Source organism: Pseudomonas sp. 8Z (genome assembly GCF_902506535.1).
GTDB lineage: Bacteria > Pseudomonadota > Gammaproteobacteria > Pseudomonadales > Pseudomonadaceae > Aquipseudomonas.
Window position 1 is genome coordinate 350,068 of record NZ_LR733826.1, and the last position, 20,216, is coordinate 370,283.

Consider the following 20,216-nt stretch of genomic DNA (forward strand, 5'->3'; position numbering starts at 1 on the left):
TTTCTGCAGTGATGTGCGGCTTTTCATCGAATTCTCCTTCCCGATAATTCAAACAACTGCTTAGCTATTGTTTGCATGCGGGCAAAAAAAGCACGCCATAAAATTGACTGCGGACAAAATATTGACTTTACTAGTGGCCAGTTGCCGGTTATCGCCGAGTCCATGGCGTGCCATTCCTTTTCACTCCTTGGGTCAGACATACACAAGATGTGGCGTGAAACCAAGATTCTTCTGATTGACGACAATGCCGCGCGCCGCCATGAGCTGGCGATCATTCTGAACTTCCTTGGGGAAGAACACCTTAGCTGTAGCAGCCAGGAATGGAAGCAGGTGGTTGCTGCGCTCGATTCCAGCCGCGACGTCCTCAGCGTCCTCCTCGGGGAAGTGCAGAGCAAGGGTGGTGCGCTGGAACTGACTAAGCAGATCGTTGCTTGGGATGAGTTCCTGCCTTTATTGACCGTTGGTGATGCTCCTGCCACCAGTGAGTGGCCAGAGGATTTGCGTCGGCGCGTGCTGGCCGGTCTGGAGATGCCGCTGAGCTACAACAAGCTGCTCGATTCGCTGCATCGTGCTCAGGTATATCGGGAGATGTACGACCAGGCGCGTGATCGTGGACGCCAGCGAGAGCCCAATCTGTTTCGTAGCCTGGTGGGCACCAGTCGTGCCATTGGGCAGGTTAGGCAGATGATGCAGCAGGTGGCCGATACTGAGGCCAGTGTGCTGATTCTGGGTGAATCAGGCACCGGCAAGGAGGTGGTGGCGCGTAACCTGCACTATCACTCCAAGCGGCGTGAGGCCCCGTTCGTGCCAGTCAACTGTGGCGCTATTCCTGCTGAGTTGCTGGAGAGCGAGCTGTTCGGTCATGAAAAGGGCGCTTTCACTGGCGCCATTACCAGCCGGGCGGGGCGTTTCGAGTTGGCCAATGGCGGTACTCTGTTTCTTGACGAGATCGGCGATATGCCGCTGCCGATGCAGGTCAAGCTTCTGCGTGTGTTGCAGGAGCGCACCTTCGAGCGTGTTGGCAGTAACAAGACGCAGACCGCTGACGTGCGGATTATCGCGGCAACCCACAAGAATCTGGAGAAGATGATCGAGGAAGGTAGCTTCCGTGAGGATCTGTACTACCGCCTCAACGTCTTCCCGATCGAAATGGCGCCGTTGCGTGAGCGCATCGAAGACATCCCGTTGCTAATGAACGAACTGATCTCGCGCATGGAGCACGAGAAGCGTGGCTCCATTCGTTTCAATTCGGCAGCCATCATGTCGCTGTGTCGGCATGACTGGGCGGGCAACGTGCGTGAGCTGGCCAATCTGGTCGAGCGTATGGCCATCATGCATCCCTATGGCGTTATCGGGGTGGGTGAGTTGCCGAAAAAATTCCGCCACGTCGATGATGAAGATGAGCAGTTGGCAGCCACTTTGCGCGATGAAATAGAAGAGCGTGCGGCCATCGTGGCCGGCTTGCCTGGATTCGATACGCCGGCGATGTTGCCGCCTGAAGGGCTCGATCTGAAGGATTACCTGGGCAATCTGGAGCAGGGCTTGATTCAGCAGGCGCTGGATGACGCCGGTGGTGTGGTGGCGCGTGCGGCTGAGCGTCTGCGTATTCGTCGTACCACATTGGTCGAGAAGATGCGTAAGTACGGCATGAGTCGCCGCGATGAAGAGGGTGCTGACGAGGAGTAGTCCTAGTCTGTGACGCCATAATCGTGTCGGCATTGCCGAAACTAAAGCCGGAGCTTTGACGCAGACTCCGGCTTTATTTTTTAAGTTATTGAAAAATAACAATAAAAAAATAGGCACGGCTATTGCTAGTTCTCTTGTAAACGACCGTCTTCTGACGGCGCACTGCGAGAAACAGCGATGACTCTACCCATCAGCACTTTGGACGCGCTTAACCCGTCGTCCTCCGCTCCGCTTGAGCAGGCCAGCCGGGCAGGCATGGAGCAGGCTTTTGCTCTGTTCAGCCAGATGTCCAATCAACTCAACGAGTCTTATGGGCTCCTTGAGGCGCGCGTCAGCGAGCTCAAGGGCGAACTGGCGCTGGTCAGTGCTCAGCGTATGCAGGAATTGGCTGAGAAGGAGCGTCTGGCTCATCGACTGCAAAGCCTGCTGGATTTGCTCCCAGGCGGCGTGGTGGTGATTGATGGTCAGGGTGTGGTGCGAGAGGCTAATCCGGTGGCCTGTGCGTTGCTGGGCAAGCCGCTGGTCGGCATGTTGTGGCGTGAGGTCATTGCACGCAATTTCTCGCCTCGTGAAGATGATGGGCATGAAATATCCCTCAAGGATGGACGTCGTCTTTCGATCTCGACCCGCTCGCTGCATGGTGAGCCTGGGCAACTGATTCTGCTCAATGATCTGACGGAAACTCGGCGCTTGCAGGAGCAACTGGCGCGTCATGAGCGGCTGTCTGCGTTGGGGCGCATGGTGGCCTCATTGGCTCACCAAATTCGTACACCACTCTCGGCAGCCATGCTGTACGCCAGTCATCTCAGTGAACAGGTGTTGGCGCATGAACAGCAGCAGCGGTTTGCGGGGCGTCTGAAGGAGCGTCTGCACGAGCTGGAAAACCAGGTGCGCGACATGCTGATCTTTGCGCGTGGTGAGTTGCCGTTGCCTGATCGTTTGGCGCCGCAGGCGCTATTCGATGCATTGCGCGCAGCGGCTGAGCCTCATCTCGTTGGTCTGGCCGTGCGCTGGCAGTGCGATATCCGGGGCGGTGAGTTGTTGTGCAATCGCGATACGTTGGTTGGCGCGGTGATCAATTTGATTGAAAACGCCATCCAGGCCAGTGGTCGCCAGGCACGGCTGAAAATCCATTTTTACTCGCGCGCAAATGAGTTGCGCCTGTGCATCAGCGACAGCGGGCCAGGGATGGATAAGGCAACGCTGCTGCGCTTGGGCGAACCGTTTTTCACCACCAAAACCACGGGTACCGGTCTGGGCTTGGCTGTCGTCAAGGCTGTTGCCAAGGCGCATCAAGGGCGGCTTGTGCTGCGCTCGCGCCCTGGGCGCGGTACTTGTGCCACCGTTTCTCTGCCGCTGCTGAACACAGCGCCGCATGCCTACAGGGAGTAACCTCATGGTAGCCAAAGTCCTGCTTGTCGAAGATGATCGCGCGCTGCGTGAGGCCCTGGCCGATACCCTGTCCATTGGCGGTTATGCCTATCGCGCTGTGGATTGCGCAGAGGCGGCCCTGGCGGCGCTGGCGCAAGAGCCTTTCAGTCTGGTGGTCAGTGATGTGAATATGCCGGGCATGGATGGTCATTGGCTGTTGGCACAGATTCGCAGCCGCCACCCTCAGTTGCCGGTGTTGTTGATGACGGCCTTTGGTGCCGTTGAGCGTGCCGTGGATGCGATTCGCCAAGGCGCCGCTGATTACCTGGTCAAGCCCTTCGAGCCGCGTACCTTGCTTGAGCTGGTGGCGCGTCATGCGCTCGGTCGCCTCGGTGAGGGCGATCAGGCGGGGCCGGTGGCGCTGGAGCCTGCCAGTCGGCAGTTGCTGGAGTTGGCTGCGCGGGTGGCGCAAAGCGATTCGACGGTGATGATTACGGGGGAGTCGGGCACTGGTAAGGAAGTGTTGGCGCGCTATATCCATCAGCAGTCGCCGCGCGCCGCTGGCCCCTTCATCGCGATCAACTGTGCGGCGATTCCAGACAATATGCTTGAAGCTACGTTGTTCGGTCACGAGAAAGGCGCTTTTACTGGCGCGGTTAGTTCGCAGCCTGGCAAGTTCGAGTTGGCTGATGGTGGCACCATCTTGCTCGATGAAATTTCCGAGATGCCTCTGGGTCTGCAGGCCAAGCTGTTGAGGGTCTTGCAGGAGCGTGAAGTGGAGCGGGTTGGGGCGCGTAAGCCGGTGGCGCTGAACATCCGCGTGCTGGCGACCAGTAACCGTGATCTGGCTGGTGAAGTGGCGGCAGGGCGCTTCCGTGAGGATTTGTACTATCGCCTGTCGGTTTTCCCGCTGGCCTGGATGCCGTTGCGTGATCGTCCTGCCGATATTTTGCCGCTGGCCGAGCGCCTCTTGGCGCGCCACGTCAAAAAAATGAATCATGCGCCGGTACGTTTTTCCGAGGCGGCTGTGCAGTCCTTGGTCGAACATGCCTGGCCGGGTAATGTGCGGGAGTTGGATAACGCCGTGCAGCGCGCTCTGATTCTGCAGCAGGGCGGCGTTATTCAGCCTGAGGATCTGTGCTTGAGTGCGTTGCTTGGGCAGGCGGTGCGTATGCCTGCGCCGCGCTTGGCAAGCGTGTCTGTGAGTGCGCCAGCAGTGGCTGCGCCGGTTGCCCAGGCGGCTGCGCAGGCTGCCGAGGCGGGCGCGCTGGGCGAGGATCTGCGTCGCCGAGAATTCCAGGTGATCATTGATACCCTGCGCGCCGAACGTGGCCGCCGCAAAGAGGCTGCCGAGCGCCTGGGCATTAGTCCGCGTACCCTGCGTTACAAGCTCGCGCAAATGCGCGACGCCGGCATGGATGTGGAGGCTTACCTCTACGCCAGTTGATCCTGCCCTGGTAAAACTGCGTTCGCCATCGCCTGGCTCTTCATGTAGGAGCCATTTCACTTGCGATTCTGGCGGGCGCGGGGCTATCCCTTTTCGCGGATGAATCCGCTCCTACCGATTGCGCATCCCGTCACCGGGCTTGCTCTTGCCTGCAGCTTGTTGCTTGCAGTCGCTCTCTTGGCATCCTTGTTGCAGATACCCCTGTAAAGCACCGCTAGTGTCAAAAAGCGGGCAGTGGAGGATGTGATGAGTCAAGGTGTCGAATTCAATCGCTTGATGCTGGAAATGCGCGCTATGCAAGCCGAGGCCATGGCCCGGCAGAAGCCGGTTGCCAGCGAGCCTGTGCAGGGTGTGCCAAGCTTCTCGGAAATGCTTGGTCAGGCGGTGAATAAGGTCAACGAGACTCAGCAAGCTTCCAACAAGTTGGCGACTGCCTTCGAGATGGGGCAGAGCGGCGTCGATCTGACGGATGTGATGATCGCGTCGCAGAAAGCCAGCGTCTCTTTCCAGGCTGTGACCCAGGTGCGTAACAAGCTGGTTCAGGCTTATCAAGACATCATGCAGATGCCGGTCTGAGGATTGATCCATGGCTGAAGCCGCAGTAGCAAACGTACCGGCCAAGTCCGAAACGGCAGACTCGAAGAAGCCGTTGTTGGGGTTGAGCTTTCTGGAAAACCTCTCCGAAATGTCGGTGCTGCGCCAGCTTGGTCTGCTGGTCGGCTTGGCGGCGAGTGTGGCTATCGGTTTTGCTGTCGTGCTGTGGTCGCAGCAGCCTGATTACCGTCCTTTGTATGGCAGCCTCAATGGCATGGACGCGAGCCAGGTCGTCGATGTGTTGACCAACGCTGGCATCAACTACACCGTCGAACCCAACTCCGGCGCGCTATTGGTCAAGGCCGAAGACATGGCCAACGCACGTATGCGCCTGGCGGCAGCCGGTGTGGCCCCGACCGACAATAACGTCGGCTTCGAGATTCTCGACCGTGAGCAGGGCTTGGGCACCAGTCAGTTCATGGAGGCCACGCGCTATCGTCGCGGCTTGGAAGGCGAGCTGGCGCGTACCATTTCCAGCCTCAATAACGTCAAAGGCGCGCGCGTGCATCTGGCGATGCCGAAGGCCTCGGTGTTCGTGCGTGACGAACGCAAACCCAGCGCGTCGGTGTTGGTTGAGCTGTATCCGGGGCGTGGGCTGGAGCCGAGCCAGGTCATGGCTATCGTCAATCTGATCGCCACCAGTGTGCCGGAGTTGGACAAGAATCAAGTCACGGTTGTCGACCAGAAAGGCAATCTGCTGTCCGATCAGCAGGAGCTTTCCGAGTTGACCATGGCCGGCAAGCAGTTCGATTACACCCGCCGCATGGAAAGCCTGTTCACTCAGCGTGTGCACAATATTCTGCAGCCAGTGCTGGGCTCTGGTCGTTACAAGGCCGAGGTTTCGGCGGACGTCGACTTCAGTGCGGTGGAATCCACCTCCGAGATGTTCAACCCGGATCAGCCGGCGTTGCGTAGTGAGCAGCAGGTCAACGAACAACGTCAAAGCAGTCTGCCGCCGCAAGGTGTGCCGGGCGCGCTGTCCAATCAACCGCCTGGCCCGGCTGCTGCGCCGCAGCAGGCTGCTGGTGGGGCTGCCGCGCCTGCCGGGCCGATTGCCGCAGGCCAGCCACTGGTCGATGCCAATGGTCAGCAGATTATGGATCCGACTACCGGTCAGCCGATGTTGGCGCCGTATCCGGCCGACAAGCGCGAGCAGTCTACGCGTAACTTCGAACTGGATCGTTCGGTGAGCTATACCAAGCAGCAGCAAGGTCGCCTGCGTCGTCTGTCGGTGGCAGTGGTGGTGGATGATCAGGTGCGTGTCGACCCGGCTACCGGTGAAGCTACCCGCGTGCCATGGAGCGCCGACGATCTGGCGCGCTTCACTCGCCTGGTGCAGGACTCAGTAGGCTTCGATGCCAGCCGTGGCGATAGCGTCAGTGTCATAAACACGGCCTTCAGTGCGCTGCAGGGCGAAGAGATTCCCGATATCCCGTTCTACACCCAGCCCTGGTTCTGGGACATCGTCAAGCAAGTGCTGGGGGTGCTGTTTATCCTGGTGCTGGTGTTCGGTGTGCTGCGCCCGGTGCTCAACAACATCACTGGTGCCAGCAAGAGCAAAGAGTTGGCCGAGGGCGGCGATGTCGAGCTTGGGCGTATGGCCGGGCTGGATGGTGAGCTGTCCGATGACCGTGTCAGCCTGGGTGGGCCGCAAAGTATCATGTTGCCCAGCCCGACCGAGGGGTATGATGCACAACTGAACGCCATCAAAGGCCTGGTGGCTGAAGACCCAGGCAGGGTCGCCCAGGTGGTGAAAGAGTGGATCAACGGTGATGAGTGACAATCGTACTGCTACCAAGCTAACCAAGGTCGACAAGGCCGCCATTCTCCTGCTCTCGTTGGGCGAGACCGATGCCGCGCAGGTTCTGCGCCACCTCGGGCCGAAAGAGGTGCAGAAGGTTGGTCTGGCTATGGCCGGGATGCGCAATATCCATCGCGAGCAGGTGGAGCAGGTGATGGCCGAGTTTGTCGACATCGTTGGCGATCAGACCAGCCTGGGCGTGGGGTCCGACGGCTATATCCGCAAAATGCTCACCGCTGCGCTGGGTGAAGATAAGGCGGGCAATCTGATCGACCGTATCCTGCTCGGTGGCAGCACCAGCGGTTTGGACAGCCTCAAGTGGATGGAGCCGCGCGCCGTGGCTGACGTGATCCGCTACGAGCACCCGCAGATCCAGGCCATCGTGGTCGCCTACCTTGATCCTGACCAGGCCGGTGAGGTACTCAGCCACTTCGACCACAAAGTGCGTCTGGACATCATCCTGCGCGTGTCCTCGCTCAATACCGTGCAGCCCTCGGCACTCAAGGAACTCAACCAGATCCTCGAGAAACAGTTCTCTGGTAGCGCCAATACCTCGCGCGCCACCATGGGCGGCGTCAAGCGCGCGGCGGACATCATGAACTTCCTCGACAGTTCGGTCGAAGGTCAGTTGATGGATTCGATTCGCGAGGTGGACGAAGACCTGTCGACGCAGATCGAAGACCTGATGTTCGTCTTCGACAACCTGGCCGATGTTGACGACCGTGGCATCCAGGCGCTGATGCGCGAGGTGTCGTCCGAGGTGCTGGTGCTGGCGCTCAAGGGGGCCGACGATGCGATCAAAGACAAGGTCTTCAAGAACATGTCCAAGCGGGCTGCCGAACTGTTGCGCGATGACTTGGAGGCCAAGGGGCCGGTGCGCGTCAGCGATGTCGAGACGGCGCAGAAAGAAATTCTCACCATTGCCCGACGCATGGCCGAAGCCGGAGAAATCGTGCTGGGCGGCAAGGGCGGTGAGGAAATGGTGTAAAGCATGGTGGCCAAGGAGCCTGAAAGCGAGCTGATTCGCGCCAAGGATCTGTCCGTATTCGATCGCTGGGCGTTGCCCAGCTTTGACGAGCCGGGTGCGCCGGATGCCGAGTCACTCGAGGAGGAGGCTGTTGAGCCCGTCATTGAGGAGGCGGCTGCCGAAGAGTCGACGCAGTCCGAAGAAGTCCCTCTGGAAGATGTCAAACCACTGACACTCGATGAGCTTGAGGCCATTCGTCAGGATGCCTACAACGAAGGTTTCGCCACGGGTGAGAAGGACGGTTTTCACGCTGGTCAGATCAAAGCCAAGCAGGAGGGCGATGCGGCCCTGGCGGTCAAGGTCACTAGCCTGGAAACACTCATGAGGCAATTGCTCGACCCCATTGCCGAGCAGGATCAGCAACTGGAAGTGGCTTTGGTAAACCTGGTCAGCCACATGGTGCGAGAGGTGGTGCAGCGCGAGTTGAGCACCGATTCGAGCCAGGTTCGCCAGGTCTTGCGAGAAGCGCTCAAGCTGTTGCCGATGGGGGCTGAGAGTGTGCGTATTCACGTCAATCCGCAGGATTTCCAGACCATCAAGGCACTACGTGAGCGTCACGAAGAGTCTTGGAAAATCCTCGAAGATGAAAGCCTTTTGCCGGGCGGCTGCCGGATTGAGTCCGAACACAGCCTGATCGATGCGAGTATCGAAACGCGTCTGGCGCAGTCGCTCAAGCAGCTATTTGAGCAGCAGCATGCGCAAGTCTCCCAGCCGCCAGAGTCGGATATCAGCCTGGATCTGGAAACCGCCGATGCGCCTTGATCGAACCAGCTTCGCCAGGCGTCTGGCGGGCTATGTCGATGCGATCAACCTGCCCAGTCAGCCTGTCGTCGAAGGGCGTCTGCTGCGTATGGTCGGCCTGACCCTGGAGGCCGAAGGCCTGCGTGCCGCTATTGGTAGCCGCTGCCTGGTGATCAATAGCGACAGTTATCATCCGGTGCAGGTTGAGGCTGAGGTCATGGGCTTCTCTGGCGGCAAGATCTATCTGATGCCGGTTGGCAGTCTGGCCGGGGTCGCACCTGGCGCGCGCGTGGTACCGCTGCCCGATACCGGGCGCTTGCCCATGGGCATGTCGATGCTGGGGCGCGTGCTCGACGGCGCCGGGCGTGCCCTCGATGGCAAAGGTGGCATGAAGGCCGAGGACTGGGTGCCGATGGATGGCCCCGCGATCAACCCACTCAACCGCGACCCCATCAGCCAGCCGCTGGATGTCGGTATCCGTAGCATCAATGGTCTGCTCACTGTCGGGCGTGGCCAGCGCCTTGGCTTGTTCGCCGGTACGGGCGTTGGTAAGTCAGTGCTGCTGGGCATGATGACCCGCTTCACTGAGGCCGAAATTATCGTGGTCGGTCTGATCGGTGAGCGCGGGCGTGAGGTCAAGGAGTTCATCGACGAGATTCTCGGTGAGGAAGGCATCAAGCGCTCCGTGGTGGTGGCATCACCTGCCGATGATGCGCCGCTGATGCGTCTGCGTGCGGCGCAGTACTGCACCCGTATTGCCGAGTATTTTCGCGATAAGGGCAAGAACGTGCTGTTGTTGATGGACTCGCTGACCCGCTATGCCCAGGCGCAGCGTGAAATTGCCCTGGCCATCGGCGAGCCGCCTGCGACCAAGGGTTATCCGCCCTCAGTTTTCGCCAAACTGCCCAAGCTGGTCGAGCGGGCCGGTAATGCCGAGGCTGGTGGCGGCTCGATCACGGCGTTCTACACCGTTCTCTCCGAGGGTGACGATCAGCAGGATCCAATTGCCGATGCCGCGCGCGGTGTGCTTGATGGTCACTTCGTCTTGTCACGCCGACTCGCAGAGGAAGGCCATTACCCGGCCATTGATATCGAAGCGTCGATCAGCCGGGTGATGCCGCAGGTGGTGCCGCCTGAGCAGCTCAAGCGCGCGCAACGCTTCAAGCAGCTATGGTCACGCTATCAGCAGAGCCGTGATTTGATCAGTGTCGGTGCTTATGTGCCGGGTGGCGATGCCGACACTGACCTGGCCATTGCGCGTCAACCGCAAATGGCGCAGTACCTGCGCCAGGGGTTGGGTGAAAGTACAGGGATTGTTCAGAGCCGCGAACAACTGGCGGCAGTGCTGGGGGCGTGATGGCATGTCGCGCTGTGCTGTTGTCTGATTCAGGGGTGTCTGTCTGATGAGTCTGAGTCGCGCCAAGCGGCTGCAGCCCGTCGTGGAAATGGCTGAAAAGGCTGAGCGTGAGGCGGCGCGTCAACTCGGCCACTGTCAGGGCTTGGTCAGGCAGGCAGAAGCCAAGCTGGGCGAGCTGGAGCGCTTTCGCGGCGACTATCAGCAGCAATGGATCAGCGAGGGCAGTAAGGGCGTTTCGGGCCAGTGGCTGATGAACTACCAGCGTTTTTTGTCGCAGCTAGAAGGCGCCATTGGCCAGCAAAGCCAGAGTCTGGATTGGCACCGGGCCAATCTGGAGAAGGTGAGGGGCTTGTGGCAGCAGCGCTATGCGCGTCTGGAGGGGCTGCGCAAGCTTGTGCAGCGCTATCGCGACGAGGCGCGGCTGGCCGAGGATAAGCGTGAGCAGAAGTTGCTCGATGAGCTTGCACAGCGCCTGATCGATCGCGGCGAACCCTAGCTATTGAGCCTCTCTAGATGCCGCTGGCAAGTGCACGGGCTGTGCACTAGATTGCAGTTGCTGATAGATGGTCTTGGGTGCTACACCTTCTAATGCTGCATTCGCTTCTTATCGAGCAAAGCGGCTAAGCTGGGTGGATATCGTAAAAGGAGCAGGGCATGGCCATCATCTCGCAGGCATCTGCCGACGGGCAAGAGCTGACCATCGTGATTCGCGGGCGTTTCGACTTCGCCTCGCATCAGGAATTTCGTGACGCCTATGAGCGCGTCACTATCACCCCACGGCGTTATCTGGTCGATCTGCAGGACACTAGCTACCTCGATAGTTCGGCACTGGGCATGCTTCTGTTGTTGCGCGACCATGCCGGTGGTGAATCGGCGCAGATCCGCCTGACCAACTGCAGCAGTGATGTACGCAAGATTCTGGCGATCTCCAACTTCGAGCAGTTGTTTCAGATCATCTGACCATGGCCGATAGGCTTTCGATTCTGATTGCCGAGGACAACTCGGCAGATCGCATGCTTTTGTCGACCATCGTTAGTCGACAGGGACACCGCGTACTGACCGCCAGCAATGGCTTGGAGGCGGTGGCGCTGTTCGAGTTGGAGCGTCCGCAACTGGTGTTGATGGACGCCTTGATGCCGGTTATGGATGGCTTCGAAGCGGCGCGGCGGATCAAGCTGCAGGCTGGCGATGAACTGGTGCCCATCATCTTTCTCACTTCTCTTAGCGAGGGTGAGGCGCTGGTGCGCTGCCTTGAGGCTGGAGGCGACGATTTTCTGGCCAAGCCCTACAACCGAGTGATACTGGAAGCCAAGATCAAGGCCATGGATCGCTTGCGCCGTTTGCAGGCGACGGTGCTGCGTCAGCGCGATGTGATTGCTCAGCACAACGAGCACCTGTTGCGTGAGCAGCGTGTGGCCAAGGAAGTCTTCGATCGTGTCGCGCATTCGGGCTGCCTGAGCGCCTCGAACATCCGTTATCTGCAATCGCCTTATGCCCTGTTCAATGGCGACCTGCTGTTGGCTGCCTACAGGCCCTCCGGCGGTATGCACGTGATGCTCGGTGACTTTACCGGGCACGGCCTGCCTGCAGCGATTGGCGCTATGCCGCTGGCTGAGGTTTTTTACGGCATGACCGCCAAAGGGCATGCGTTGGCCGAGATTCTTCGCGAGATCAATGCCAAGCTCAAACGTATCCTGCCCGTTGGTGTGTTCTGTTGCGCCACGTTGCTCAATATCAGCAGCAAGCGCGGGCTGCTTGAAGTCTGGAACGGTGGTCTACCCGATGGGTATGTGCTGCACGAGGATGGCCGTCCGCGTCAGGCTCTGGTGTCGCGACATTTGCCGCTGGGTATTTTGGAGCCTGCTGCCTTTAGCGACCGTTGCGAGGTTTATCCGCTGCAGTTGGGCGATCGCATTCTTTTGCTCAGCGATGGCGTGCAGGAGGCGCGTAACGCCGAAGGTCAGTTGTTTGGGGAAAGCCGCCTGCTTGAGGTGATGAACGCCAATCAGCAGTCACGCATGCTATTCGATGAAATCCAGCAAGCCTTGGTTGCCTTTCGTGGCGAGCAGGAAGATGACGTCAGCATGCTTCAGGTCGGTTTCGAAGACGAAGGAACGGTGCTGCATCCGTTGGCGTTCGCTGATGCCGGGCACAGTCAGCCGCAGGACTGGTCGGCGAGTTTTGAGTTTCGCGCGCATAGCCTGCGCCATTTCAACCCCTTACCCTACCTGTTGCAGTTGTTGATGGATGTCAAGGCGCTGCGTCCGCGCGGCGGTGAAATCTATACCGTACTGACCGAGTTGTACTCCAATGCCTTGGAACATGGTGTGATTGGCCTGGATTCTGCGCTGAAGCGAGATGCAAAGGGCTTTGCCGAGTATTACCGCGAGCGCCGTCTGCGCCTGGCGCAACTGCAGGACGGCTACGTGCGTTTTCATCTGCAGTTGCGCGCGCTGGAGCGGGGCGGGCGCCTGACCGTCAGGGTCGAGGACAGTGGTGCGGGCTTTGATCCCCAGGCTCTGGCTGCCGCACCTGCGAGTTTCAGTGGGCGTGGCTTGGGGTTGATCCGGGCGCTGAGCGATGCCTGCTACTGTGGTAATGCTGAACCGGGTGTAAGCGTGGAGTTTTGCTGGGCCTCTGATGCATAATCCCGGCGCTGTTGTTTAGGGAGAGACTCCGTAGTGCCCGACATCCACCTTGATGATGCCGTTCTGGTCGCTTTGCAGGACGTCATGGAAGATGAATACCCGGTCTTGCTCGATACTTTCGTGGCGGATTCTGAGGAACGCCTACGCTCGATCCAGCAAGCTGATCGAGAGGCTGATGCGCAAGCCTTGCGCCTGGCTGCACATAGCTTCAAGGGCAGTTGCAGCAATATGGGCGCGGTTTGTCTGGCCGGTTTGTGCAAACAACTGGAAGAGGCCGGGCGCCGTGAGGAGCTTGAGTTGGCGCCGGAACTGATCGAACAGATTGAGCGTGAGTTCGCCATCGTGCGTATCCTGCTCAAAACCGAACGCCAGAGATACCGCGTCTGACCCACTGATGCAGCCAGGTTTTCATGTGCGCTGCACCGCTCGCTCTGAGTTGGCCCGTCCTTTGCTCTATTACCGTCATTACCCATCAGACGGAGAGCGTCCATGCCCGCGATGCCCGATCTACTGCTTCAGACCTCTTCTGAGGTAAAGAGCAAAGCGAAGCCGCCGGCCAAAGCGCCGCAGCCTAGTAATAACGAGCCTTCTAGCTTCGACAAGGTGTATGCCCGTGAGCGCCAGGTTCGCTCTGGCGAACGTCCTGCGGAAGCCAATAAGGCTACTGATTCGCGTGCTAGCGAGAAGCAGGACGACAGTGAAGCGGCAGTTTCGGATGAGACTGTGCCGCTTGAAGTTGCCGCCGACGGCAAGACCTTGCCGACCGAGGAACCGACTCAGGATGAACTGGATCCGCTGCTGGCGATGGCCATGAGCGGCATGCAGGCTCAGCCGCCGCAAGCAACTGAGGTCCCGGATGGGCAGGGTATGTTGCTTGCTAATACGGAGGCGGTGGTTGAAACAGCCGAAGCTGATCCGTTGGCTGCCGCTGATCCGGCTGACGTGATGCTGGGTAACATGCAGCTAGATAGCGCAAAACAGGTCAAGGTGCAGCCTGTTGTACATGAGAATGCCAAGGCATCGTCTACGTCGGACAGCGCGGATTTCGCCGAGGCCATGGCCAGTATGGGGAAAAAGCTCGAGAGCACTGAGGAGGGTAGGGAGCCCAGTGTCGAAATCGGTCTCGATAAAGCTGCTAGCGAAGCGCTGGATAGTCTCAAGGAAAGTACTCAGCCTAATCGACCGGATCAGTTTGTCAGTAAGCTCAATGCGCTGACGCAGGCCATCAACCAGCAAAGCACTGGCGTTCAGCGCGTGCCTATGGTGCCAGGGCAGCCGGTTGCCATGCAGCAAAATGGCTGGACCGAGGCTGTCGTCGACAAGGTGATGTGGATGTCCAGTCAAAACCTCAAGTCGGCGGAGATTCAGCTCGATCCGGCTGATCTTGGTCGGCTGGAGGTGCGTGTGCACTTGTCGCAGGATGCGGCTCAGGTGACGTTCGCCAGCCCCAATGCGGGTGTGCGCGATGCGCTTGAAGGGCAGATGCATCGGCTGCGCGATATGTTTACTCAGCAGGGGATGAATCTGGCTGACGCCAACGTATCCGACCAGTCGCTCAATCGTGGTTGGCAGGGACAGGAGCAAGGTGACGGCGGGCGTGGTGGCGCTCGTGGCAATGGCTTGTCTGCCGCAGGTGAGGATGGCAGCTTGTCTGTCACTCAGGATATTCGCAGTGAGCGGCTTAGCGTGGGGCGCGGGTTGGTTGATTATTACGCCTGAGGTGCGATAGCCCAGTGGGCTCCGCTAGACTGAGACTCGCCCGAGCGTTCGCAAGAACGCTCGGGCGAATGCATTTTGGGTGACAGAGAAGCGCTGGCACTGTTAAATCCGCAGCCCAGGATTGGACAATCCAGCTAAGTGGCTGGCATAACACTTGCTCTTAACCCTTTGAATGCGAAAAGAGCATAGGCACTGACGGATTATTGGCATGGCTAAAAAAGAAGCGGATTCGGCAGCAGAAGGGCAACCTGCTGGCAAGAGCAAGCTCAAACTCATCATTTTGATCGTCGTCGGCCTGTTGCTGGCCGTTGGTCTGTCCATCGGCGGTACTTGGTTCATTCTCAGCAAGAACGGTAAGACCGAGGAGCCCAAGCATGAGGAGGCTGCCGACGCGGCGCCCGTGCATCATGCGGCGGTCTATCAGGATTTGCAGCCAGCCTTCGTGGTCAACTTCAACGTCCAGGGGCGCACGCGCTACCTGCAGGTGAGCATGGCGCTGATGAGTCGCGATGCCGCTGGCATGGAAAAACTCAAGGTTCATGTGCCGGTACTGCGTAACCGTCTGGTGATGTTGCTCTCGGGGCAGGATTTCACCGCCCTGCAAACGCCGCTGGGCAAGGAAATGCTGCTGCAGCAGGCCCTGGCCAGCGTGCAGGAGTTGGCGCAAAAGGAAACCGGCAGCACCGTGGTTGAGCAAGTGCTGTTCACCAATTTCGTATTGCAGTAGGCGGGAGTCATCATGGCTGTTCAGGATCTGCTTTCCCAGGACGAGATCGACGCGCTACTCCATGGCGTGGACGACGGCCTGGTCGAGACCGAGGACGCCGCCGAACCCGGCAGTGTCAAACAGTACGATCTGACCAGTCAGGACCGTATCGTCCGTGGGCGCATGCCGACCCTGGAGATGATCAACGAGCGTTTTGCTCGTTACACCCGTATCAGCATGTTCAACCTGTTGCGCCGCTCGGCAGATGTCGCGGTTGGCGGTGTGCAGGTGATGAAGTTCGGCGAATACGTGCATTCGCTGTACGTGCCCACCAGCCTCAACCTGGTGAAGATGAAGCCGCTGCGCGGTACGGGGCTGTTTATCCTCGATGCCAAGCTGGTGTTCAAGTTGGTGGATAACTTCTTTGGTGGCGATGGCCGTCACGCCAAGATCGAAGGGCGTGAATTTACCCCGACTGAGCTGCGTGTCGTGAGGATGGTGCTCGACCAGGCATTCATCGACCTGCGTGAGGCGTGGCACGCGGTCATGGATATTCATTTCGAGTACGTCAACTCCGAGGTCAATCCGGCGTTGGCCAATATCGTCAGTCCCAGCGAAGTGGTGGTGGTGTCCACCTTCCATATCGAGCTCGATGGTGGCGGTGGCGATCTGCATATCACCATGCCGTATTCGATGATCGAACCGATCCGCGAGATGCTCGATGCGGGCTTTCAGTCCGATGTCGACGATCAGGACGAGCGGTGGGTCAAGGCGTTGCGCGAGGATATTCTCGATGTCAGCGTGCCGCTGGCCGCGACCGTAGCCCGGCGTCAGTTGAAATTGCGCGACATCTTGCATATGCAGCCCGGCGATGTGATTCCGGTCGAGCTGCCGAGCAGTGTCGTGATGCGCGCCAACGGTGTGCCGACCTTCAAGGTCAAGCTCGGCGCACACAAGGGCAACCTGGCGTTGCAGGTGCTAGAGCCAATTGAACGCCAGCGTTGATTAGATTCGTGGGCCCGCAACGTATGAGGCGGGCCTGATTCAGCACAGATTTCGAACCGGAAACAGGAGCCAGGCGAGGAACTACCATGGCAGACGAAGAAAACACTTCCAGCGAAGAGCAGGCGTTGGCTGACGAATGGGCAGCAGCGTTGGCTGAGGCTGGTGATGCAGATCAGGACGATATCGACGCCATGCTGGCGGCGCAGGAGCAACCCAAGCCAGCGGCTCCACGCGCACCGATGGAAGAATTCGGCAGTGCGCCGTTACCGGGTGTGGGGTTGCCTGCCGGGTTGGACGGCCCGAATCTGGACGTGATTCTCGACATTCCGGTGTCCATTTCCATGGAAGTGGGCAATACCGATATCACCATTCGTAACTTGCTGCAGCTCAACCAGGGCTCTGTGATCGAGCTCGATCGCCTGGCCGGTGAGCCACTCGATGTGTTGGTCAACGGTACGCTGATTGCTCATGGCGAGGTGGTGGTGGTTAACGAAAAATTCGGTATTCGTCTGACCGACGTGATCAGCCCCAGCGAACGCATCAAGAAACTGCGCTGACCATGAGCCGATTTTTCTTTTTGCTGATGGGCTTGCCTGGGTCTGTCTGGGCTGCCGAGGCACCGGCTAAGGCAGCGCCCGTGGCCGGAGGTGACTTGGTTGGGCAGCTTGGGCAAATGCTGTTGGGCTTGCTGTTGGTGATCGGCCTGATCTTCGCACTCGCCTGGTTGCTGCGCCGTGTGCAGCAACTGACGCCTCGCACCGGGCAAGTCATCAAGCTCTTGGCGACGCAGCCGTTGGGGCCGCGCGACCGCCTGGTGCTGGTGCAGGTCGGTAATGAGCAGATTCTGTTGGGCCTGTCTGCCGGGCGCATTGCACCGTTGCATGTGCTCAAAGAACCGATCCATCTGGCCGATGCCGAGCCAGCCACGCCCGAATTCGCGCAGCGCCTGATGGAGCTGCTGGGCAAGGATCAGAAGGACAAGTCCTGATGCTGCGCTTGTTGCTGGTGTTGCTGTTCAGTCTGGCTACCTCATTGGCCTTCGCTGCGGATCCGCCTGCAAGCGGTACGCTGACTCAGCAAGGCAATGGCCCGCTGTCGATCCCGGCGATTACCTTGTCCACGGACGCGCAAGGGCAGCAGGAGTATTCGGTCAGCCTGCAGATTCTGCTGATCATGACGGCGCTGAGCTTCATCCCAGCGTTCGTCATGCTGATGACCAGCTTCACCCGCATCATCATCGTCTTCTCCATCTTGCGGCAGGCGTTGGGGCTGCAGAGCACGCCTTCGAACCAGATTCTGGTTGGCTTGGCGCTGTTCCTGACGCTGTTCATCATGGCGCCGGTATTCGATCGGATAAACAACGATGCCTTGCAGCCTTATTTGAACGAACAGATCGTGGCGCAGGAGGCGATCAAACGCGCCGAGGTGCCCATACGAGACTTTATGCTGGCGCAAACGCGTGAGAGTGATTTGGCGCTGTTCGTGCGTCTGTCCAAGCGCACTGACCTGGCTGGCGCCGAGGATGTGCCGCTCACTATTCTGGTACCGGCTTTCGTTACTTCGGAGTTGAAGACCGCTTTTCAGATCGGCTTCATGATCTTCATTCCCTTCCTGATCATCGATATGGTGGTGGCCAGTATCCTCATGGCGATGGGGATGATGATGCTCTCGCCTTTGATCATCTCCCTGCCGTTCAAGATCATGTTGTTCGTTCTGGTCGATGGTTGGGCGCTGATCATGGGCACCCTGGCGGCCAGTTTCGGCACCATATAGCGAGGCGCACATGACTCCCGAGGTAGCGGTTGACCTGTTTCGCGAAGCGCTCTGGCTGATCGTGCTGATCGTTGGTCTGGCGGTGATCCCTAGTCTGGTTGTCGGTCTGATCGTGGCGATGTTCCAAGCGGCCACGCAGATCAACGAACAGACGCTGAGCTTCCTGCCGCGCCTGATCATCATGCTGGTCACGTTGATCTGGGCTGGCCCCTGGCTGGTACGCGAATTGATGGAGTACACCCAGACGCTGATTCAGAACATTCCGTACCTGATCGGGTGAGGCCTCATGGATAAATCGACTGTGCTCGACATCTCACGCTTCGGCTGTGCCGACAAGGCTCGTGTATTTCACGGCATTGCGCGTAGGCGAAACGCGGTCTGTTTGCGCTCGCAACGCTTTCCCCGTGAGCTCTGAAGCGTGGAGCTAAGCGACGCGCAGATCAGCGGCTGGGTGGCGCAGTTCATGTTGCCGTTCTTTCGCATCGCTGCGCTGCTGATGGTCATGCCGATCATCGGTACGCAACTGGTGCCGACCCGTGTGCGCCTGTATTTGGCGCTGGCCATCAGCGTGGTGCTGGTGCCCGGTATACCGCCGATGCCGCAGGTTGATGCCCTTAGCGTGCGCAGCATCATGATGATCGCTGAGCAAGTTCTCATCGGCGTGATGTTCGGGTTCATCCTGCAACTGTTCTTTCATATCTTCAGCGTCGCGGGGCAGATCATTGCCATGCAGATGGGCATGGGCTTCGCCTCGATGGTCGACCCCACCAATGGAGTTTCCGTGCCGGTGCTGGGGCAGTTCATGCTGATGCTGGTGACCTTGCTGTTCCTGGCAATCAATGGCCACCTGGTGGTGCTTGAGGTGCTTGCGCAAAGCTTTATCAGCCTGCCGCCTGGGCAGGGTTTGATGGTGCAACATTACTGGGAGCTGGCTGGCAAGCTCAGTTGGGTGATCGGTGCTGGTTTGTTGCTGACATTGCCAGCGGTGACGGCGCTGTTAGTGATCAACCTGGCATTCGGTGTGATGACGCGTGCGGCGCCGCAGCTCAACATCTTCTCAATCGGCTTTCCGCTGACTTTGGCTTTGGGTCTGGTGATTTTCTGGATCAGCCTGTCCGACTTTGGCAGCCTGTTCCAAGAACTTGCCAGTGACGCCTTGCAACAACTGGGCGATTTCGCCCGTACGCCCTGAGGAGCGGCCATGGCTGAGAGTGAGAGTGGCGCTGACAAGAGCGAGGAACCCACAGGCAAGCGACTTGAAGAGTCGCGCAAGAAAGGCCAGATCGCTCGCTCCAAGGAGCTCAATACGCTGGCAGTCATGCTGGCTGGCACCATCGCTCTGATTATCTTCGGCGCGCAATTGGGCGTAATGATGATCGATCTGATGCGTAGCAACTTCAGTCTGCCGCGTGAAGTACTGATGAATGAGGGCAGCATGGCGCAATACCTGTTTGCCTCGGGCAAGGAGGCGCTGGCGGCGCTACAGCCCTTTTTCATCGTCTTGCTGATCGCGTCGGTGATTGGCCCCATCGGCTTGGGGGGTTGGCTATTCTCGTCCGAAGCCTTGTTGCCCAAGGGCAGTCGGATGAACCCGCTGGCAGGTTTGAAACGCATGTTTTCCCTGCAGGCTCTGGCTGAACTGCTCAAGGCTTTCGTCAAATTCCTGGTGATTCTGGCTGTGGCACTACTGGTGCTGGCGTCGGATCAGGACGACCTGTTGGCGATTGCCAATGAGTCGGTTGAGCCCGCCATCCTGCACAGTCTGACAGTGGTGGGCTGGAGTGCTTTCTGGTTGTCTTGTGGGCTGATACTGATTGCCGCCGTGGATGTGCCATTCCAGCTCTGGAGTCACAAGCAGAAGCTGATGATGACCAAGCAGGAAGTGCGTGACGAATACAAGGACTCCGAAGGTAAGCCCGAGGTCAAGGGGCGTATTCGTCAACTGCAGCGCGAGATGGCCGAGCGCCGCATGATGCAGTCCGTGCCACAGGCCGATGTGGTGATTACCAACCCGACTCACTTCGCGGTAGCTCTGAAATATGACCAGGACAAGGGCGGTGCGCCGATGTTGCTGGCCAAGGGCAACGACTTCATCGCTCTGAAAATTCGTGAGATTGCCCAGGAACACAAGGTCATGGTGCTCGAATCGCCAGCGCTGGCGCGGGCCGTCTATTACTCAACAGAACTCGATCAGGAGATCCCTGCCGGTCTTTACCTGGCGGTTGCTCAGGTATTGGCGTACGTCTACCAGATTCGCCAGTTCCAGGCTGGTAAGGGTAAGCGTCCCGGCCCGCTGCCTGATCTGCCTATTCCGCCGGATCTGCGTCGCGACGAGTGAGGT

At 59.0% G+C, this 20,216-nt stretch carries 21 protein-coding genes; all 21 read left to right on the plus strand.

Annotation, left to right across the window (positions count from 1 at the left end; all coding sequences use genetic code 11):
• Positions 1–207: 207 nt before the first annotated feature.
• Positions 208–1,686 (plus strand): sigma-54 dependent transcriptional regulator, encoded by a 1,479-nt coding sequence (locus AERO9A_RS10945; RefSeq protein ID WP_159971985.1) that lies wholly within the window; start codon positions 208–210, stop codon positions 1,684–1,686.
• A 255-nt stretch (positions 1,687–1,941) separates the two neighbouring features.
• Complete coding sequence (locus tag AERO9A_RS10950; RefSeq protein WP_372239673.1) at positions 1,942–3,078, plus strand: PAS domain-containing sensor histidine kinase; 1,137 nt, start codon at positions 1,942–1,944, stop codon at positions 3,076–3,078.
• A 4-nt stretch (positions 3,079–3,082) separates the two neighbouring features.
• Positions 3,083–4,504 (plus strand): sigma-54 dependent transcriptional regulator, encoded by a 1,422-nt coding sequence (locus AERO9A_RS10955; RefSeq protein WP_159971987.1) that lies wholly within the window; start codon positions 3,083–3,085, stop codon positions 4,502–4,504.
• 246 nt (positions 4,505–4,750) lie between these two features.
• Positions 4,751–5,080: a flagellar hook-basal body complex protein FliE gene (fliE, locus tag AERO9A_RS10960; protein WP_159971988.1), complete on the plus strand. Its 330-nt coding sequence runs from the start codon at positions 4,751–4,753 to the stop codon at positions 5,078–5,080.
• 10 nt (positions 5,081–5,090) lie between these two features.
• The gene (gene fliF, locus AERO9A_RS10965; protein ID WP_159971989.1) at positions 5,091–6,878 is read left to right on the plus strand and encodes a flagellar basal-body MS-ring/collar protein FliF; all 1,788 of its coding nucleotides are present in this window, start codon (positions 5,091–5,093) and stop codon (positions 6,876–6,878) included.
• Complete coding sequence (gene fliG / locus AERO9A_RS10970; protein WP_159971990.1) at positions 6,871–7,887, plus strand: flagellar motor switch protein FliG; 1,017 nt, start codon at positions 6,871–6,873, stop codon at positions 7,885–7,887. The genes fliF and fliG overlap by 8 nt, the downstream gene beginning before the upstream one ends.
• 3 nt (positions 7,888–7,890) lie before the next feature.
• Positions 7,891–8,688 carry a flagellar assembly protein FliH gene (gene fliH / locus AERO9A_RS10975; RefSeq protein WP_159971991.1) on the plus strand — a complete coding sequence of 266 codons (798 nt, stop codon included), beginning with the start codon at positions 7,891–7,893 and terminating at the stop codon, positions 8,686–8,688.
• Positions 8,678–10,024, plus strand: a complete 1,347-nt coding sequence (gene fliI, locus AERO9A_RS10980) for a flagellar protein export ATPase FliI (protein ID WP_159971992.1) — start codon at positions 8,678–8,680, stop codon at positions 10,022–10,024. The genes fliH and fliI overlap by 11 nt, the downstream gene beginning before the upstream one ends.
• A 46-nt stretch (positions 10,025–10,070) precedes the next feature.
• Positions 10,071–10,520: a flagellar export protein FliJ gene (gene fliJ, locus AERO9A_RS10985; protein WP_159971993.1), complete on the plus strand. Its 450-nt coding sequence runs from the start codon at positions 10,071–10,073 to the stop codon at positions 10,518–10,520.
• A 158-nt stretch (positions 10,521–10,678) separates the two neighbouring features.
• Positions 10,679–10,984 carry an STAS domain-containing protein gene (locus tag AERO9A_RS10990; RefSeq protein WP_159971994.1) on the plus strand — a complete coding sequence of 102 codons (306 nt, stop codon included), beginning with the start codon at positions 10,679–10,681 and terminating at the stop codon, positions 10,982–10,984.
• A gap of 2 nt (positions 10,985–10,986) precedes the next feature.
• A complete protein-coding gene (locus AERO9A_RS10995; protein ID WP_159971995.1) occupies positions 10,987–12,672 on the plus strand; it encodes a fused response regulator/phosphatase in 1,686 nt (561 codons plus the stop codon).
• An 84-nt stretch (positions 12,673–12,756) separates the two neighbouring features.
• Positions 12,757–13,059, plus strand: a complete 303-nt coding sequence (locus AERO9A_RS11000; protein ID WP_372239674.1) for an Hpt domain-containing protein — start codon at positions 12,757–12,759, stop codon at positions 13,057–13,059.
• Between the two features lie 111 nt (positions 13,060–13,170).
• Positions 13,171–14,391: a flagellar hook-length control protein FliK gene (locus tag AERO9A_RS11005; protein ID WP_372239664.1), complete on the plus strand. Its 1,221-nt coding sequence runs from the start codon at positions 13,171–13,173 to the stop codon at positions 14,389–14,391.
• 208 nt (positions 14,392–14,599) lie between these two features.
• Entirely contained in the window at positions 14,600–15,118 is a 519-nt protein-coding gene (gene fliL, locus AERO9A_RS11010) for a flagellar basal body-associated protein FliL (RefSeq protein WP_159971998.1), read from the plus strand.
• Positions 15,119–15,130: 12 nt separating this feature from the next.
• Positions 15,131–16,102: a flagellar motor switch protein FliM gene (fliM, locus tag AERO9A_RS11015; RefSeq protein WP_159971999.1), complete on the plus strand. Its 972-nt coding sequence runs from the start codon at positions 15,131–15,133 to the stop codon at positions 16,100–16,102.
• Between the two features lie 86 nt (positions 16,103–16,188).
• The gene (gene fliN / locus AERO9A_RS11020) at positions 16,189–16,659 is read left to right on the plus strand and encodes a flagellar motor switch protein FliN (protein WP_159972000.1); all 471 of its coding nucleotides are present in this window, start codon (positions 16,189–16,191) and stop codon (positions 16,657–16,659) included.
• Between the two features lie 2 nt (positions 16,660–16,661).
• Positions 16,662–17,090 carry a flagellar biosynthetic protein FliO gene (fliO, locus tag AERO9A_RS11025; RefSeq protein WP_159972001.1) on the plus strand — a complete coding sequence of 143 codons (429 nt, stop codon included), beginning with the start codon at positions 16,662–16,664 and terminating at the stop codon, positions 17,088–17,090.
• On the plus strand, positions 17,090–17,875 hold the full coding sequence (gene fliP, locus AERO9A_RS11030; RefSeq protein WP_159972002.1) for a flagellar type III secretion system pore protein FliP: 786 nt from the start codon (positions 17,090–17,092) through the stop codon (positions 17,873–17,875). Before fliO ends, fliP begins: the two co-directional genes overlap by 1 nt.
• Positions 17,876–17,885: 10 nt before the next feature.
• Entirely contained in the window at positions 17,886–18,155 is a 270-nt protein-coding gene (gene fliQ, locus AERO9A_RS11035) for a flagellar biosynthesis protein FliQ (protein ID WP_159972003.1), read from the plus strand.
• A 183-nt stretch (positions 18,156–18,338) separates the two neighbouring features.
• Positions 18,339–19,067, plus strand: a complete 729-nt coding sequence (fliR, locus tag AERO9A_RS11040; RefSeq protein ID WP_159972311.1) for a flagellar biosynthetic protein FliR — start codon at positions 18,339–18,341, stop codon at positions 19,065–19,067.
• Positions 19,068–19,076: 9 nt separating this feature from the next.
• Positions 19,077–20,213: a flagellar biosynthesis protein FlhB gene (gene flhB / locus AERO9A_RS11045; protein WP_159972004.1), complete on the plus strand. Its 1,137-nt coding sequence runs from the start codon at positions 19,077–19,079 to the stop codon at positions 20,211–20,213.
• The last annotated feature ends 3 nt before the right edge of the window (positions 20,214–20,216 follow it).